This window comes from Pseudomonas sp. MWU16-30317 (genome assembly GCF_020515695.1).
Classification (GTDB): domain Bacteria; phylum Pseudomonadota; class Gammaproteobacteria; order Pseudomonadales; family Pseudomonadaceae; genus Aquipseudomonas.
Genome location: NZ_JAIWJA010000004.1, coordinates 158,918 through 174,977 on the forward strand (window position 1 = coordinate 158,918; position 16,060 = coordinate 174,977).

The 16,060-nt window shown below is 63.9% G+C and carries 13 protein-coding genes; 8 read left to right on the forward strand and 5 right to left on the reverse strand.

From position 1 onward, the window contains the following. Nucleotides 1-342 precede the first annotated feature (342 nt). The 8 genes from LIX93_RS13655 to LIX93_RS13690 all read left to right on the forward strand — a co-directional run bounded on the left by LIX93_RS13655 (nucleotide 343) and on the right by LIX93_RS13690 (nucleotide 10,892). Complete coding sequence (locus LIX93_RS13655; protein ID WP_226504586.1) at nucleotides 343-1,926, forward strand: TolC family protein; 1,584 nt, start codon at nucleotides 343-345, stop codon at nucleotides 1,924-1,926. Then, complete coding sequence (locus LIX93_RS13660; RefSeq protein ID WP_226504587.1) at nucleotides 1,923-2,897, forward strand: efflux RND transporter periplasmic adaptor subunit; 975 nt, start codon at nucleotides 1,923-1,925, stop codon at nucleotides 2,895-2,897. Before LIX93_RS13655 ends, LIX93_RS13660 begins: the two co-directional genes overlap by 4 nt. Nucleotides 2,898-2,904: 7 nt before the next feature. Next, the gene (locus LIX93_RS13665) at nucleotides 2,905-4,284 is read left to right on the forward strand and encodes an HlyD family efflux transporter periplasmic adaptor subunit (protein WP_226504588.1); all 1,380 of its coding nucleotides are present in this window, start codon (nucleotides 2,905-2,907) and stop codon (nucleotides 4,282-4,284) included. Between the two features lie 2 nt (nucleotides 4,285-4,286). Beyond that, nucleotides 4,287-6,479, forward strand: a complete 2,193-nt coding sequence (locus LIX93_RS13670) for an efflux RND transporter periplasmic adaptor subunit (protein WP_226504589.1) — start codon at nucleotides 4,287-4,289, stop codon at nucleotides 6,477-6,479. Nucleotides 6,480-6,539: 60 nt separating this feature from the next. Further along, nucleotides 6,540-7,520, forward strand: a complete 981-nt coding sequence (locus LIX93_RS13675) for a tripartite tricarboxylate transporter substrate-binding protein (protein ID WP_226504590.1) — start codon at nucleotides 6,540-6,542, stop codon at nucleotides 7,518-7,520. A 104-nt stretch (nucleotides 7,521-7,624) separates the two neighbouring features. Next, complete coding sequence (locus tag LIX93_RS13680) at nucleotides 7,625-8,614, forward strand: tripartite tricarboxylate transporter substrate-binding protein (RefSeq protein WP_226504591.1); 990 nt, start codon at nucleotides 7,625-7,627, stop codon at nucleotides 8,612-8,614. Nucleotides 8,615-8,868: 254 nt separating this feature from the next. After that, on the forward strand, nucleotides 8,869-9,849 hold the full coding sequence (locus LIX93_RS13685) for a tripartite tricarboxylate transporter substrate-binding protein (protein ID WP_226504592.1): 981 nt from the start codon (nucleotides 8,869-8,871) through the stop codon (nucleotides 9,847-9,849). A gap of 53 nt (nucleotides 9,850-9,902) precedes the next feature. Further along, nucleotides 9,903-10,892: a tripartite tricarboxylate transporter substrate-binding protein gene (locus LIX93_RS13690; RefSeq protein WP_226504593.1), complete on the forward strand. Its 990-nt coding sequence runs from the start codon at nucleotides 9,903-9,905 to the stop codon at nucleotides 10,890-10,892. A 43-nt stretch (nucleotides 10,893-10,935) separates the two neighbouring features. Here the strand turns inward: LIX93_RS13690 and LIX93_RS13695 are convergent, their stop codons facing one another. The 5 genes from LIX93_RS13695 to LIX93_RS29575 form a co-directional block, all read right to left on the reverse strand. Continuing rightward, nucleotides 10,936-12,900 (reverse strand): methyl-accepting chemotaxis protein, encoded by a 1,965-nt coding sequence (locus LIX93_RS13695; protein ID WP_226504594.1) that lies wholly within the window; start codon nucleotides 12,898-12,900, stop codon nucleotides 10,936-10,938. Between the two features lie 288 nt (nucleotides 12,901-13,188). After that, nucleotides 13,189-14,085 (reverse strand): metal ABC transporter substrate-binding protein, encoded by an 897-nt coding sequence (locus LIX93_RS13700; RefSeq protein ID WP_226504595.1) that lies wholly within the window; start codon nucleotides 14,083-14,085, stop codon nucleotides 13,189-13,191. A gap of 84 nt (nucleotides 14,086-14,169) precedes the next feature. Further along, a complete protein-coding gene (locus LIX93_RS13705; RefSeq protein WP_226504596.1) occupies nucleotides 14,170-15,039 on the reverse strand; it encodes a metal ABC transporter permease in 870 nt (289 codons plus the stop codon). After that, on the reverse strand, nucleotides 15,036-15,791 hold the full coding sequence (locus LIX93_RS13710; RefSeq protein ID WP_226504597.1) for an ABC transporter ATP-binding protein: 756 nt from the start codon (nucleotides 15,789-15,791) through the stop codon (nucleotides 15,036-15,038). Before LIX93_RS13710 ends, LIX93_RS13705 begins: the two co-directional genes overlap by 4 nt. Next, complete coding sequence (locus tag LIX93_RS29575; protein ID WP_260524785.1) at nucleotides 15,788-15,919, reverse strand: hypothetical protein; 132 nt, start codon at nucleotides 15,917-15,919, stop codon at nucleotides 15,788-15,790. The genes LIX93_RS13710 and LIX93_RS29575 overlap by 4 nt, the downstream gene beginning before the upstream one ends. Nucleotides 15,920-16,060 lie beyond the last annotated feature (141 nt).

A 16,060-nucleotide genomic window follows, 5' to 3' on the forward strand; every position in this document is an offset into this window, starting at 1 on the left:
GCATTGCTTAATCGCCGGAGACTGCTTCACTGAGGAAAGAAGTTCCTGATTCGCCCCGGATACCGCAACTGTTCCGGGGGCAAGGTTTCACCTGTACCACCCCAACGCGTCATCATTCGTCGGCCAGGCCCTCCCTGCCGACAGGACGCCGGTCCAGCCGACACAGACAGGAGTCGATCGTGAGTCATACCACCGCAATCCATACGTTGACCTTTCGGACAGAATGCCTGCAGCGATGCCTGCCGGTGCCGATGGCAGGGTAATGAAAATAAGGGTCGCATCCCGGCGCTCGTGCTACGCCAGGGTCGCAAGCCACACCACGGTCATTGACGCAGAGAACTTATGGACAAGCCAATTCCCATTGCGCTGGGATCAGCAGTACGCCAATGCCTGTTGGTGATGGTGGGCTGCCTGTATCTGTCGGCCTGCACCATCGTTCCACAACCCATCGACGTCGATCAGCAGGCCCTCGATCAGAAAGCCAAGATCGATGCCACGATCGCCGCCGAAGAGCCGGTCACCCACCCGTTAAGTCTCTATGAGGCCATGGCCCGCGCGCTCAAGTACAACCTCGATCAAAAAATCGAAGTGCTTGACGAAGCCCTGCGCCAGAAGCAACTGGAGCTCAACCGCACCGGCATGCTGCCTGAATTGTCCCTGGGTGGCGGCATCGCCAATCGCAGCAACGAGGCCGGTTCCAGCAGCCGCTCGTTGCTGTCCGGCAACCAGTCATTGGAGCCCTCGACCTCCAGCGAGCGCACCACCGAAAACGCCAACCTTACCGCCAGCTGGGACATCCTCGATTTCGGCCTGTCGTACGTGCGCGGCCTGCAGGACGCCGACGAACAGCTGATTTCCGCAGAGCGCCGGCGCAAGGTAGTCAACCGTATCCAGGAGGACGTGCGCACCGCCTACTGGCGCGCGGTGAGTGCCGACCGCACCTACAAGAAGCTGGTCGACCTCGAAGCCCTCGCGCAAAAGGCCCTGCTGCAAACCCAGCAACTCGAATCCCGGCGCCTGGTGCCACCGCTCACTGTGCTCGACTACCAGCGCAACCTGCTGCAGGTGCAAGGCGACGTGCAAAAACTGCAACGCGAACTCTCGCTGGCCAAGAACCAGCTGGCGGCGCTGATCAACCTCAAGCCCGATACGCGCTTCACGCTGGAACTGCCTGACCGCACCGACGTAGTGCCCGAGCTGCCCGGCTCGGCCGATGAAATGGTCATGGTCGGCCTGCGCTTTCGCTCCGAACTGCGCGAAGGCAGCTACCGCGCGCGCATCAACAAGAACGAAATGAACGCCGCGCTGATCCGTGCCCTGCCCAGCCTCAAGGGCGTGATTGGCCTCAACTACGACTCCAACAGCTACCTGTACAACCAGAGCTGGGCCAACGCCGGCGCGCAGATGACCTGGAACCTGATGAACGTGTTCCGCTATCCGGCGCAAAAACGCGCACTGGTGGCCGAAGGCGCAGTGATCGATCAACGCCAGCTCGCACTGACGCTCGCGGTGATGACCCAGATCCACGTCTCGCGGGTGCGCTTCATTCGTTTCTCGCAAGAACTGGGCACCATCCGCAGCTCCGAAGAAGTCCAGGAGCGCATCCTCGCGCTGTCCCGCGGTGGCTTCCAGGCGCACACCGTCAGCCAGCAGGACCTGGTGCGCGAAGAGATGAACTCGGTACTCGCCGAGATCAAATACGACGCCGCCTACGCCGACGTGCAGAACGCCTACGCCAACCTCTATGCGTCGATGGGCCTGGACAACTTCGACATCGACATCCAGCCCGATACGCCCATCGCCGAGATCGCCGGCAAGTTGCAGCAACACTGGACCGAACGCGCCAGCAGCCTGCCGCCGATGCCGGAGCCTCCGGCCGCTGATGACACGTCCAATACCGCGACGCAAGGGAGCACGCCACAATGAGCCGCAAGTCACTAGGCTTGATCATGCTGTCCGGGACGGGCTTGCTGATCGCCGCGATGTATCACGCCAACCCTTTCACCCCCGCAGCCACCGCAGCTGCGCCGCCCCTTATGCTGATTGGCAGCGCCCAGGCCGCCGAAGGCCCGGCCGTGGCCAAACCGTTGGTGGCATTGCCCCCGGCAGCACCGGGTACACCCGCCACCGCCTCGCCGCTGGTCTCGCCCCTGCCCGCCGCCATGAACGGCCCCGGCCCCGCTGACCTGCAAAAGCCCCCTTCCGACCCCAACTCCCAGGCCGACGCCAACGGCGGCAAGGCCCGCGGCGTGGTGCGCGCCGTCAATGAGGCGACCCTGTCATCGTCGATGGTGGCGCAGATCACCCAGATGAATTTCAGCGAAGGCACCGCCTTCAAGAAGGGTGACCTGCTGGTGGCGTTCAACTGTGATCGGGCCCAGGCCGACTTGCGCGCGGCCCAGGCCGGGTTGCAGGTGGAACAGAAAACCGTCGAGACCAACCAGGAGCTCGAACACTTCAATTCGGTGGGCAAGTTCGACGTGCTGATCTCGCAATCCAAGCGCAACAAGGCCAAGGCCGAAGTCGAAGCGCTGCAGGCGCAGATCAAGGAATGCAAGGTCTACGCGCCCTTCGATGGCCGGGTGATCGAGCGCATGAAGCATGTCCACGAATCGGTGGCGGTGAGCGAGGCCATGCTCAAGATCGTCGACACCAGCAAGCTGGAGCTGGACCTGATCGTGCCGTCCAAATGGCTGCAGTGGCTCAAGCCCGGCTCGCCCTTCACCTTCGCCGTCGACGAGACGGGCAAGAGCAGCGGTGCGGTGGTCGATCGCCTGTTGCCCGAGGTCGATCCGGTCAGCAAGACCCTGAAGATCATTGGCCGCTTCAACTCCAGCGACAACGGTCAGACCATCCCCGGCATGAGCGGCACCGCCACCTTCAAGGCGGGGGGCTAACCGCGCCATGAGCATCAACATCCAGCTGCCGCCGCAGCCGCCGACGGATGACAGCAAGGCGCACATGGCCGCGCTGCACCTGCTCACCCTGGAAGCCGAGATCCGCCGCCAGCCGTCGCGCCAGGACGTGCTGTTCCATCTGGTCAACGCCGTGCAGGACATGGTGCCTTACGGCCAGGCCATGGCCTGGCGGCGCACCCACAAGGGCGGCAAGTTCCAGCTGAAGATGGTCTCGGGCATCCCGGTGGCCGACCGTCACACGCCCCTGGCCGAAGCGCTGCAAGGGGTGCTGAGCGAACACGATAAAGCCGGCTTCCTCAGCGCTCAGGTGGCCTTCGAATTGCGTGCACCCGCAGGCGCCGCGGCAGTGCGCTCGCCCCTCGCCGACTTCGCCCTGAGCCATGCGTTGTGGGTCCCCCTGCGCGACTACGACGGCGCGGTGAACACCGGCGCGCTGCTGCTGCGCGACACGCCGTTCAGCCCGCGCGAACAGACTCTGATGCAGCGCCTGGGGGAAACCTACGCCCACTCGCTGCGGGTGTTCGGTCGTCAGCGCCGGCTGATCGACCGCCTGCCGCTGAACAAGCGTGCCCTGGGCATCGGCGTGGCTATCGTGGTCGCGGCGGCGTTCATTCCGGTGCGTTTGAGCGTCATGGCGCCGGTCGAGGTGATCGCCGATCAACCCTACATCCTCACTGCGCCTATCAATGGCGTGATCCGCAACATCCTCGTCGCGCCCAATACCCAAGTGGCAGTCAATCAGGCGCTGGTGCAGTTCGAAGACATCCAGCCGCGCAACGAAATGGTCCTCGCCCAGCAGCAACTGGCCGTGGCCCAGGCCAAGGACAGCCGCACCTCGGCAGCCGCGTTCAACGACGCCGAGGCGGCGCACGAACTGGCCATCGCCGCCGCCGAGCATGATCTGGCGCGGGTCAATTACGAGTACACGATGGAAGTCCTGCAGCGCACCCTGATCCATACCCCGAGCGCTGGCCTGGCGGTGTACAGCGACCGGCGCGACTGGGAAGGCCGCTCGGTACAGGTGGGTGAAGAAATCATGCAGGTCGCCGACCCGCAGCGCATCGCCTATCGCATCGACCTGTCGACCGGCAACGCCATCGAACTCAAGCCTGGCAACCCGGTGGGGATCTATCTGGAGAGCTCGCCACTGGGGGGCATCGATGCCGATCTCAAGTCGGTCAGCTACACGCCCAAGACCACCGGCGGCAACCTCACCAGCTACACCGCCATCGCCATGCCGGCGGGTGATCAACGCCCGCGTATCGGTTCGCGCGGCACCGCGCGGGTCTACGGTGAATACGCGCCGTTGGCGATTCAGTTGTTGCGTCGGCCGATCGCCGCCGTGCGCCAGTTCCTGGGGGTATAGACATGGCGGTTGCAGGATTGGCAGCGGCAGGCAACGTCCGGGCGGGCGGGTTGTTGGCCGATGACGTCGGCCTCCCGCCATTGCGCCAGGAGCTGCGCCTGGAGCAGGCAGCGCCGAGCCCGGAAGGCATCCCGCGCTGGCGCCTGTACGACCCCCTGCAGCACCGGTTTTTCATGATCGGCGAAGACGATGTCAGGCTGCTCGCGCTGTGGTCGTGCGGCAGCGTCGGCAACTTGCGCAAGGCCTTGGCTCAGCAGGCCCGCGCCCTGGATGACGAACGCTTCGAAGACGGCACGCTGGACGAAGAATCGCTGGAGGGGCTGTTGCGTTTTCTTAACACCCATCATCTGCTGCAGACCTCAGGCAAGCAGGCCTATCAGCTGCTCGCCGACCAGGCCAAGCGCATGCGCGGCCACGGCCTGCGCGGGCTGATCAACCGGGTGTTGGCCATGCGCCTGCCGGTGTGGAGCCCCCACGCGTTTATCGAGTATTTCATCCCTACCGTCAAAGCCATCGGTCATCGCTCGGTGCTGACGGTGTGGTGCGTGCTGACCCTGCTGGGGATCTACCTGACGACCCGCCAATGGGACCAGTTCATCGGCACTTTCAGCGACTTCTTTTCGCCCTCCGGCATGCTCGCCTACGGCGTCGCGCTGGCCGGCCTGAAGATCGTCCACGAGCTGGGCCACGCCTATATGGCGACCATTCGCGGTGTACGGGTGGGCAACATGGGCGTGTCGATCTTCATGGGCATGCCCATGCTCTATACCGAACTCGGTGACGTCGCGAGGCTCAACAATCCGCGCCAGCGCATGTGGATCGCCGCCGGCGGCGTGCTCGCGGAAAGCTTCGTCGCGGGCCTGGCGACCCTGGCCTGGGCGGTGCTGCCAGAAGGCAGCCTGCGCAGCGTGGCCTTCGTGATCGCCACCACCAGCTGGCTGACCAGCCTGCTGGTCAACCTCAACCCGCTGTCGCGCTTCGACGGCTACTATTTTCTCGCCGACGCCCTGCGCCTCGACAATCTGCAACCGCGCGCGCTGGCCTACAACCAATGGCTGATCGGGCGGATGCTGCTGGGGCCGGTGGAGCCAGCGCCAGAACCGGTATCGCGCCGCCGGGCGGCGTTATTCGTGACCTATGGGACGCTGTCCTGGTGTTACCAGATCACTCTCAGCTGCGGCATCGCCTGGCTGGCCTACAAGACCCTGTTCAAGACCGCCGGGGTGATGCTGCTGGCCTATGCGCTATGGCAGTTCGTCGGCCGGCGCATCCTGCGTTCGGTGCAACACTGGTGGAGCCTGCGCGACCGTGTCGGCAACCGTCGACGCCTCGGCCTGGGTGTGTTCGCTGCCCTGGTGCTGTTGCTGGTGGTGCTGCCGCTCGACCGCCGTGTGGAGATCCCGGCCATGGTCGGCTGGCAGTCCGAGACCCCCATCCAGGCGCCCGAGAACGCCCGCATCGAGGAGCTGCCGATGCGCCCGGACAGCCAGGTAAAAAAAGGCGACCTGCTGGTGCGCTTCTACTCGCCAGAGCTCGACAGCAAACGCGCCACCGCGCAGCTCAACCTGACCATCGCCAGCGAGCGTCTCGATCGCATCGGCGGCGACGACCGCGACCGCGCCGAAACCATGGTCCTGCATCAGCAACAGTTGCAGGCCCAGGCCGACCTCGCCGGCCTGGCCGACCGTGCGCGCATGCTCGAATGGCGCGCACCGCAAGATGGCTTGCTGGTGGATGTGCCGGCCAACCTGCAGGTCGGCCAATGGGTCAAACCCAGCGCTACCCTCGGCCGCCTGCTGCACGGCGATGCGCTGGACGCCATCGGCTTCGTCAATGAAAAGGAACTGGCCCGCCTGCACACCGGCGCCACCGGCGTGTTCGTCGCCGACGAACCGAGCCTGCCGCGCCATCGGGTCAGCCTCAAGGCCATCGACAACAACGCCAGCGAATTCATCAGCCCCGACAGCCTCAGTTCCCGCTACGGTGGCCCCATCGCCACTCAACCCAACGATCAAGGCAAATCGGTTCCGGTGGTGGGCCAGCACCGGGTCAATTTCGATGTCAATGAAGGCAATCCCCTGGGCTTGCCGTTACGCGTGCGCGGCGAGATCCAGCTCGCCGCCACCCCGCAAAGCCTTGCCGAACAAACCATCCGCCGGGTCTGGCAGTTGTTGATTGCAGAGCTACGGGATTGAGCGCTCTACACGTCGTTGCGTGAAGGATTTTTCGAGCAGTTTCATGCATGAGTATCGAACATGATCAAACGTAGAACATTCATCAAGGGCGCCGCTGCGATGGCGGCCAGCGGCCTGTTGCGTACCCCCTGGGCGCAGGCTGCCGGCGGCGGGAGTCTGCTGTATGGCTACCCGCTGGGTGCGGTTGGCGATCAACTGGCCAACGCCGTGTTGCCGCTGCTGGCTGCGGGGGGCGGCCCCCATTACAACCTCCAGATCGTCGAAGGACGCAATACACGCCTGGCGTCGTTGCAAGCCAAGGCCGCCCCTGCCGACGGCTCGACCCTGCTGCAGGTGCTGTCGTCCTCCTTCACCCTGCAACCGCATATCTACAACAGGCTCGACTTCGATCCACGCAAGGATTTCGAGCCCATCGCCACGTGGGGCGACGTCACCTACGCCCTGACACTTGGCCCTGCAGTGCCGACAACGGTGAACTCGGTGCCGAGCTTTTTCGCCTGGCTGCGAGACAATCCCGAATACCGCAATATCGGCGTGTCGATCTACGGCACCTTGGGTCATCTGGCGTTGCGTATCCTCACCCGCAAAAGCGACGTGCCACTGCGCGGCCAGCCCTACAAAGGTACTGCGGCCATGCTTGGCGATCTCAACAACCAGAGCCTCGCCGCCGCCTTTAGCGTGGCCAGCAACTTCAGCGACAAGAACGCCCACATGAACTTGCGCCCGATCGCCATTACCAGTCGCGAACGCCTCAAGTACTGGCCCGATGTGCCGACTTTATATGAACAAGGATTCAGCGATCTGGACATCACCGGCTGGTTCGGTTGGTTCGCTGCGACGGGTACGCCGACTGCGGTCACCGGGCCGTTGCGCGAACGCATCAAGGGCCTGCAGGCCAGTGTGCCGTTCGCCGCAGTGCAGGAGCGGTTGCTGATGGTGCAGGGCTCGACGGATCCGGTGCAGATCGCAACGCGTATTCGCGACGAAAGCGCCCGCTACGCAAGACTGCTGGAAACCTACTCGCTGGGCAAGATCGACTGACACGCCGACAGCAAGCGACCAGCAGGCGCCGTACAACAACAATATCAATCCATCGGCGACAAGGGTCGCTGCAAGCGAGGCCTTTACCTCGCAGGGAGTCGAAGATGATCAATCGCAGACGTTTTCTGGCCAGCTCCGGCGTTTTGCTGGCCGGTGCCTCGATTGGCGCGCGCAGCAGCTGGGCGCAAGATACCGGCGAGCGGCGCATGCTGTTCGGCTATCCGCCAGGCGCCCTGGGCACCGTAGTGGGTACCAGGATGTTGGAGCTACTGGCCAGCAGCGGTGGCCCCAGCTACCGGCTGGACAACGTCGAAGGCCGCAACACCCGTGTCGCCTGCGAAACAGCCAAAGTCGCACCGGGCGACGGCATGACGCTCTTGCAGGCGCAGTCGACTACCATGTGCCTGCTGCCCAACGTCTACAAGACCGCAAGCTACGACCCGCTCAAGGACTTCATCCCCCTGACCACCGTCGGCGAGATGACGTTGTCGCTGACCGTCGGGCCTGCGGTGCCGAAATCCGTCGTCACCCTGGCGCACTATTTCGACTGGGTATCGAGCAACCCTGAATTCAACAACGTCGGTTTTTCGATCTATGGTTCCGATGGCCACCTGGCGACCTTGATCCTGGCGCGCACCAAAGGCGTGAACATCAAAGCGCAGCCCTACAAAGGCTCATTGATGATGATCAAGGACCTGCTCGGCGGCCAGCTAGCGGCAATCGTCACCGCCGCTGGCAACGGCCCACCCGAGAACTGGGCCAGCGGCAAAATGCGCTCGCTGGGCGTGACCACCGCCGAACGCCTGAGCTATTGGCCCTCTATACCGAGCCTGGCCGAGCAGGGTGTCAGCGACATGGACCTCAGAGCCTGGTATGGCTGGTTCGCACCGAGCGCGACACCGGCATCGGTGACGGGGCCGCTGATGGAGAAGATCGCCATCATGCAAGCCGCGCCTGCCTATACCGAGCTGCAAAAACAGCTGCTGCTCGGCCAGAGGAAACTCACGCCAGACGGCATCCGTGAGCGCATTCGCACGGAAACCGCTCGCTACGCAGGGCTGGTAGAAAAGTACGGACTGGCCCGGATCGATTAATAGCGATATGCCAGTCGTCGGCCTGCACGCTGCCGATGGCAGGCCTTACGGAAAGTAGTCAAGCGCTGGCTATACTGGTATTACCGTTCACTTGAGCAGGCCGGCGCGACCTGAGCCGGCCTGGTTGGAATCAGGCGAATCGGGAGGGCCCCGCCACTGCGCATGCGCGAACACGTGGCGCCTCGCCAGGACATCAAGACGTATTCAACGGTGACGGATTACCAAGGCCTTCGAGCCTTGAAGGGAGTCAGAAAATGATCAGCCGTAGAAGCTTTCTCGGTAGCGCCAGCCTGTTGGCGATCGCTGCTTCACTGCCCGCAATCGTGCGTGCCAATGACACCGCCAAAGGCCGTCTGGTATTCGGGATCGCCCCGGGTGCCGTCGGCAACCAACTGGCCGGGACGACCCTGGACATCCTGGCCAAGCAATTCAATACCGACTACCGCCTCGACATCCTCGATGCCCGCAACACTTTGCAGGCTTCGGAGACGGTGAAACTCGCGCCCGCCGACGGCTCCACGCTGCTGCAAACCCAGTCCAGCTCGATGGTGCTGTTCCCCAGCCTCTATCGCAGCCTGGCCTACGACCCGATGAAGGATTTCACCCCACTGGCCTTGATGGGCGACTATTCGTTCGCCCTCACCGTCGGCCCGGTGGTACCGGCCAGCGTCACCACCGTCGACCAGTACCTGGCGTGGGTCAAGGAGAACCCTGATTTCCGCGATATCGGTTTCTCGGTCTATGGCTCTCAGAGCCATCTGATCAGCATGGTGCTGGGTCGCAGCAAGGAAATTGCCATCCGCCCTCAGTCGTACAAATCGATTCCGGCCATGCTGGGTGACTTGCAGGGACAAACGATCGCGGCGGCGATCACCGTCGCGGGCAATACCGCCCTGACCAACGCCAAGGGGCTACGCTCTCTGGCCGTCACCGGTCGCGAGCGCCTGCAAGGCTGGCCGAACGTGCCGACCTTCGCCGAGTCCGGGGTCAAGGACATGGAGATCCAGGGCTGGTACGCGTGGTTCGCCCCCGCCAATCTGCCCGCCGCCACGGCCCAGCAGTGGCGCGAAAAATTGACCGCCGTGCAGGCCACCCCGGCCTACGCCACGCTGCAGCAGCGCCTGCTGCTCAAGCAAGTGTCGATGTCGCCCGAGCAGATCCACGCGCGCATGCGCACCGAAATGGCCAGCTACGCCAAGTTGGTCGAAAGTTACAGCTTGAGTCAGATCACCTGACGGTCAGTCAGGCGCAACGTCATTATTTGCGAGACCACTAAAAGGAGCTTCAAGTGATCGATCGCAGAACATTCTTGTCCAGCAGCGCCCTGTTGCTGCTGGGTGCGGCGTTGCCGCAGAGCAGTATTGCCGCGCCTGCTGGCGGGCGCCTGGTTTGGGGCGTGGCCTCCGGCAACCAGGGCAGCAGCATCGGCACACGGCTAGCCGTTGGAGTGCTGGATCTACTCACCACGCAATTCAACCTGCGCTATCAGTTGGATATCCTTGCCGCTCGCGACACCCAGCAAGCCAGCGAAACCGTCAAGCTGGCGCCTCCCGACGGCGCCACTTTGCTACAGGTGCAGTCGGGTTCGATGGTGCTGTTCCCGGCCATGTACAAGTCCCTGCAGTATGACCCGCAGAAGGACTTCACCCCGGTGGCTTCGCTGGGCGATTTCGGCTATGCGTTCAGCGTCGGGCCGGTCGTACCGGCGAGCGTCACCAACATCAATCAATACCTGGCGTGGGTCAAAGACAACCCGGACCTGCGCGACATCGGTTTTTCGGTGTATGGCTCTCACAACCACTTGATCGCCTTGATGCTGGCGCGGGAGAAGGAGGCTGCCCTGCGTGCGCAGTCATACAACTATCCCGAATCCATCCTCGCTGACATGAAAAACAACCAGCTGGCGGCAGCGGTCACCACGGCCGGTAATGCGCCCTTGCTCAAAGCCATCGGCGCTCGGGTGCTGGCGGTCAGCAGCAGCTCGCGCCTGGCGGCCTTGCCAGATGTCCCGACCTTCAAGGAGCAAGGGCTCGACAAGATCGTGATCGATGGCTGGTACGGTTGGTTTGCGCCCGCACGCACCCCACCTGCGACCCTCCAGGCGCTGATCGGAACGATCAACGCCATGGTCGCTCTGCCGCAATTTGCCGAACTGCAGAAAAAGAATTTCCTGACGCCCAACCCCATGACCCCGGCACAGATCACTGATCGCATGAAAAAAGAGATCGTCAGCAATCAGAATCTGGTCAGCAGCTACAACCTGAGCAAGATCGGCTGATCGGTCCTGGCTGCGCCCGCGAGAGTGCAGCCGAGCCCTGAGCTCAGACCCCCAGCGTCCCCAGCCGCCGCGACAACGCCTGCATGCCCTGACTCAACTCGCTCAGCGCCGAGGCATCACGCGCGCCCTCCTCGCTGGCGGCATGTATACGTAACGCCAGCTCGTTGATCTCGTGAGTCACGTGGCTTTGCTGCTGCGCGGCCACGGCGATCTGTTGCGAGCGCTGCACGATGTCGTCGAAGCCCACCACCGTGCTGCCCAGCGACTGCGCCAGGAGGTCGGCCTGCTCGACCACCGTGCGGGTACGGCCTTCGCCGGCGACCATGGTGTTCACCGCTACTTCCGAAGCCTGGCGCAGGGCACCCATCATTTCCTGGATCTTGTCCGCTGAGGTCTGGGTACGCCCCGCCAGGGTGCGCACCTCATCCGCCACCACGGCAAAGCCGCGGCCTTGTTCACCGGCGCGGGCGGCCTCGATCGCGGCGTTGAGCGCCAGCAGGTTGGTCTGCGCCGAAATCGCCTTGATCACCTCGAGCACTTCGCTGACGTTCTCGATGTCCGAACCCAGGCGGGTAATGGCCTTGGCCACGCTGCCGATATCGCCGGTCAGCGAGTTGATCGCCTGGCTGTTCTGCTCGACGTGGGTCTGACTCTCACGTGCGGTGGTCAGCGATTGCTGGGCGGTGCCAGAGCAGTCCTGGGTATTTTTCGCGACCTCTTCGGCGCTGGCCGACATCTGCGTCACGGCGGTGGCCAGCAGGGTATTGTCCTGACTCTGCAACTGCGCCCGCTCGGCCATCAATACCGACAGGCGCGCAACATCGTCGGACTGCTGCTGCAACTGGCGCGATTCGTCGGCGATGATCCGCAGCATGCCGCGCAGGCTGCCGGCGTAGCGGTTGACGGCATGACGCAAGCCGCCGATCTCGTCTTCGCGGGCGATCTCGAGTTCGGCGCTGCTGCTGCCGCCCTGCTCGCTGAGCTTGTCGATCTGCGCGGTCGTCTCGTCCAGCTGCTTGAGCAGCACCTTGCCGCCCCACCAGGCCAGGGCGAACATCAGCACCAGCACCGGCAGCAGTGTGGTCAGGATATCCACGGTGAGTTTGCTGGCGATGGCCGTCATCTGCGCCTTGGGCGTAACCAGGCCGATCACCCAGCCGGTGCTGTCGATGCGGGTCAGGCTCACATAGCCGGCGCTGCCGAGGCGGCTGTCGGTATCGAAGGCGAACGTCTGCGCAGCGCCGCTGCCCTTCTGCCGCCATTGCGAGACCTGGGCGAACCAGGGTGCCGAAGCTGTCAGGCCGGCTTCGTCTGCAGCGGGTGCGCCGTTGCCGGCAGGGAAATACAAGACCTTGCCCGAGGCATCCACCGCGAAGGCATAGCCGCCAGTGACCTTGCCGTTGGCCTTGAGAAAATCGGCCAGGCCCGTGAGGGTCAAGTCGATAGTGGCCACGCCAGCGAACTGGCCGCCACGCAGGTAGGGAATGGTGCAGGTGGTCATGAGGATCTTGCTGACCGGATCTTCATAGGCATCCGACCAGCCACAATGGCCGGGCGTGGAGCGCTTGCCTTGCTGGTACCAGTCGGCGCTCTGATAGGCGTCGGCCTTGGGGTCGTTATATTCTTGCGAGAAACTCAAGCCGCCTGGCGTGCGCGCCCAGTAGAAGCTGCGGCGCTCCACGCCCGGGGTGAACGCGTTGGGCTCGGGCCACAGGCCGCCACCGGCCACGGCGCTGTCGCCCTGGGAGTCGATGATCGGTGCCAGGCTCGCCTGCACCTGCTCGGGGTCGGCCGGCAGCGTTGCCCCGAGGCTGGCCAGAGCGGCGACCCGACCTTCCACCTCGGCCAGTTTGATCGACAGCTGCCGCGCAATTGCCGTGGCCGATTGCTCGGCACTCTGGGTGTTGGACTGGATGAGCTTGGGCTCGCCGCTGAGGACCATGACGGTGTAGATCGCCAAGGCGCTGACGACCACGATCAAGGCCATCGCCAGGCTGAAACGGGACATGATTTTTACTGGTAGCAGGCGCACGGCGGCCCCCTCGGTCAGGCAGATGATGCCTGCCTATCGACGCCACCACTGAAACCTTTAAGCCACCGGTCGTTTAAGGGCTGGATGATGTCGTTTTCGGCGAGTCATGCGGCGCTGCCGATGGCCTCTTCGCGAGCAAGCTTGGCTCCCACAGTGTTCAACCGATGTCGCGTCTTCGACGTGTGGGAGCAGGGTTGCGCGTTCGGTGGCGAAGGGGCCGATAAGAACGCCATGCCCGCGAGCCGTACTCGGTATCAATCAGAGTCAGTGCGAAGCCTTCATCGCCTTGACCAGTTGATCGACGTTGTAACGGAACATCTGCGCATAGCTCGCCGCCGGGCCGTCCGCCGGTGACAACGCTTCGACATACAGTTCACCACCAGGCTGCGCGCCGCTGGCCGCGGCGATCTGCTTGACCAGGCGCGGGTCGCCGGAGTTCTCGAAGAAATACGCGCTGACGCGCTCGCGCTTGATCTGAGTGATCAGGCGCGCGACGTCGGCCGCCGAAGGCTCGGCCTCGGTCGAAAAGCCCAGCGGCGCGAGGAAGGTCACGCCATACGCATCACCGAAGTAGCCAAAGGCGTCGTGAGAGGTGAGTACCTTGCGCTGTGCCTGGGGAACGCTCTGCACCTGAGCACGGGCATAGGCATCCAGTGCCTGCAACTGAGTGATATACCGGTCGCCGTTGGCCTGGTACTCGGCGGCACCACTCGGGTCGACACGCTTGAGCGCGGCAACGATGTTGCGCACGTAGATCACCGCGTTGGCTGCGCTGTTCCACGCATGCGGATCAGTAACGCGCTCGCCGTCTTCTTCCATGCTGCGGGTCTTGATGCCGTCGGACAGCACCACCGGTTGCCCTTGATAACCCGAGGCGACGATCAGCCGATCCAGCCAGCCTTCCAGATGCAGCCCGCTGACGAACGCCAGGTCAGCCTGCTTGAGCGCCTGGGCATCGCTGGGGGTGGGTTCGTAGACATGCGGATCGCCATTGGGGCCGATCAGCGACGTCACATGCACGCGATCGCCACCGACGTTATGGACCATGTCGGCGATCACCGTAAACGAGGCCACGGCTTCCAGCGGTTTGGCCTGGGCGATGAGAGAAAACGCAGACAATGCAACGGCTGCCATGGCGCCCAGTAACAGGGATGGTTTCATGATGCTCCTCGGGGGTGGTGGGTGTTGGATCTGATTTTTTGCGGTGTTCTTTCGGCCCTGCCTACACACATCCTTCTGCCTGACTCAATGCGCCAAATGCGCCTTGGGAAACAGCTTGCGCAAAATTCCGGTACGCCCGCACAGCACCGACACGCCATAAAAAGCGCTGGCAGTCAGTACGATCGACGGCCCGGACGCAACGCCGGCGTGGTAGGACACGATCAAGCCGATCAACCCCGACAGCGTGGCGATCAACGTCGAGATCAACATCAAGGCGCTCAGCGAGCTGGCCCAGAAGCGCGCAGCGGTGGCCGGCAGCATCATCATGCCCACGGCCATCAGAGTGCCGAGCGCCTGAAAACCAGCGACCAGATTGAGCACCACCAACAGCAGAAACAGCACGTGATACAGCGAGCCACGGCCGCCCACCGCGCGCAGGAAGCCGGGGTCGAAACATTCCAGCACCAGCGGCCGGTAGATCACCGCCAGCAGCAGCAAGGTAAACGAGGCGATGCTGCCGACCATGTACAACGCGTCGTTATCGATGGCCAGAATGGTGCCGAACAACACGTGCAGCAGATCGACGTTCGAGCCATGCAGCGACACGATCAACACGCCCGCGGCCAGCGACGTCAGATAGAAACTGGCAAAGCTGGCATCCTCGCGCAGGCTGGTCAGGCGGCTCACCAGCCCGGCCAGCAGCGCTACCAACAACCCAGCGATCAAGCCGCCAAAGCCCATGGCCGGCAGCGACAGGCCGGCGAACAGAAAGCCCACCGCCGCCCCCGGCAGCACCGCATGGCTCATGGCATCTCCCACCAGGCTCATGCGCCGCAGCATCAGCAGCACCCCCACCGGCCCCGAGCCGATGCCCAAGGCCAGGCACGCCACCAACGCGCGCCGCATAAAACCGAACTCTACGAACGGCTGGACCACCGCGGTGTACAGGATCATCCCTGACCTCCCATGCCCGTCGTGCCGCACAGCTCGGCATCGGCGCTCCAGAACTCGCCCATCTGCCGGGCCTTGCGCAAGTTATCGACGCTCAGCGCCGTTGCGGTGTTGCCCCAGGCAATCAGCTCGCGAGCCATCAGCAAGGTCTGCGGGAAATGGTCGCGAATTTGCTGCAGGTCGTGCAGCACCGCGATCACCGTGCGCCCCTGGCCGTGCCAGACCCGCACCAACGCGAGCAAGTCGGCGGTGGTGCGCGCATCGATCGCGGTAAAGGGTTCGTCCAGCAGGATCACCGCCGCGTCCTGCAACAGCAGCCGGGCGAACAGCACGCGCTGGAACTGCCCCGACGATAACGAGCCGACACCGCGCTGCGCGAAACCTTCCAGCCCCACCGCCCGCAGGGCCTCCTGGGTCTGCTCGGCGTGGCGCCGGCTCAGCCCGCGAAAGGCGCCGATGCTGCGCCAGGCGCCCATGGCCACGGTGTCGGCGACCGACAACGGGAAACTGCGGTCGATCTCGGCCGCCTGGGGCAGATAGCCCAGCTCGCGAGTCGGCAAGGCGCCACGGTCGACGCGCCCGGCCGCCGGGCGCAAGGTGCCGGCGATGGCCTTGATCAGGGTCGACTTGCCCGCACCGTTGGGGCCGACGATAGCGGTCAGGCTGCCCGCCTCGAAGCGCCCGCTCAAATGATGCACCGCGGGGCGGCGCTCGTAGGCGACGGTCAGATCGTCAAGGGCGATAGCGGCGCTCATGGAATGGCCACCGCCCAGACGATGGCCAGCCACAGCACGGCGAGCATGACGATTGCCAGCATCAGCCGCTGGCTGACCGAACGCGCCAGCGCGCTGGCGGTGATGGAAGGAAGGCGAGGGTTTTTCAAGGCGGGTTTTCCGGAATCAATTTGATACAATATAACATCTCTTTTTATAAACACGAGATGAAAATGCAGCCATGTTCCGCCCAGCCCTACGGACCCTGTGGGAATGAGGCTGGCAACACGCGTGCTAACACATCAGCATCA

Excerpts from the sequence above, each read along its gene's own strand:
- LIX93_RS13705 (WP_226504596.1), bottom strand. The coding sequence starts at position 15,039 with ATGATCCTGTACACCGCGGTGGTCCAGCCGTTCGTAGAGTTCGGTTTT.
- LIX93_RS13655 (WP_226504586.1), top strand. The coding sequence starts at position 343 with ATGGACAAGCCAATTCCCATTGCGCTGGGATCAGCAGTACGCCAATGC.
- LIX93_RS13665 (WP_226504588.1), top strand. The coding sequence starts at position 2,905 with ATGAGCATCAACATCCAGCTGCCGCCGCAGCCGCCGACGGATGACAGC.
- LIX93_RS13660 (WP_226504587.1), top strand. The coding sequence starts at position 1,923 with ATGAGCCGCAAGTCACTAGGCTTGATCATGCTGTCCGGGACGGGCTTG.
- LIX93_RS13680 (WP_226504591.1), top strand. The coding sequence starts at position 7,625 with ATGATCAATCGCAGACGTTTTCTGGCCAGCTCCGGCGTTTTGCTGGCC.
- LIX93_RS13695 (WP_226504594.1), bottom strand. The coding sequence starts at position 12,900 with ATGTCCCGTTTCAGCCTGGCGATGGCCTTGATCGTGGTCGTCAGCGCC.
- LIX93_RS13670 (WP_226504589.1), top strand. The coding sequence starts at position 4,287 with ATGGCGGTTGCAGGATTGGCAGCGGCAGGCAACGTCCGGGCGGGCGGG.
- LIX93_RS13685 (WP_226504592.1), top strand. The coding sequence starts at position 8,869 with ATGATCAGCCGTAGAAGCTTTCTCGGTAGCGCCAGCCTGTTGGCGATC.
- LIX93_RS13675 (WP_226504590.1), top strand. The coding sequence starts at position 6,540 with ATGATCAAACGTAGAACATTCATCAAGGGCGCCGCTGCGATGGCGGCC.
- LIX93_RS13700 (WP_226504595.1), bottom strand. The coding sequence starts at position 14,085 with ATGAAACCATCCCTGTTACTGGGCGCCATGGCAGCCGTTGCATTGTCT.
- LIX93_RS13710 (WP_226504597.1), bottom strand. The coding sequence starts at position 15,791 with ATGAGCGCCGCTATCGCCCTTGACGATCTGACCGTCGCCTACGAGCGC.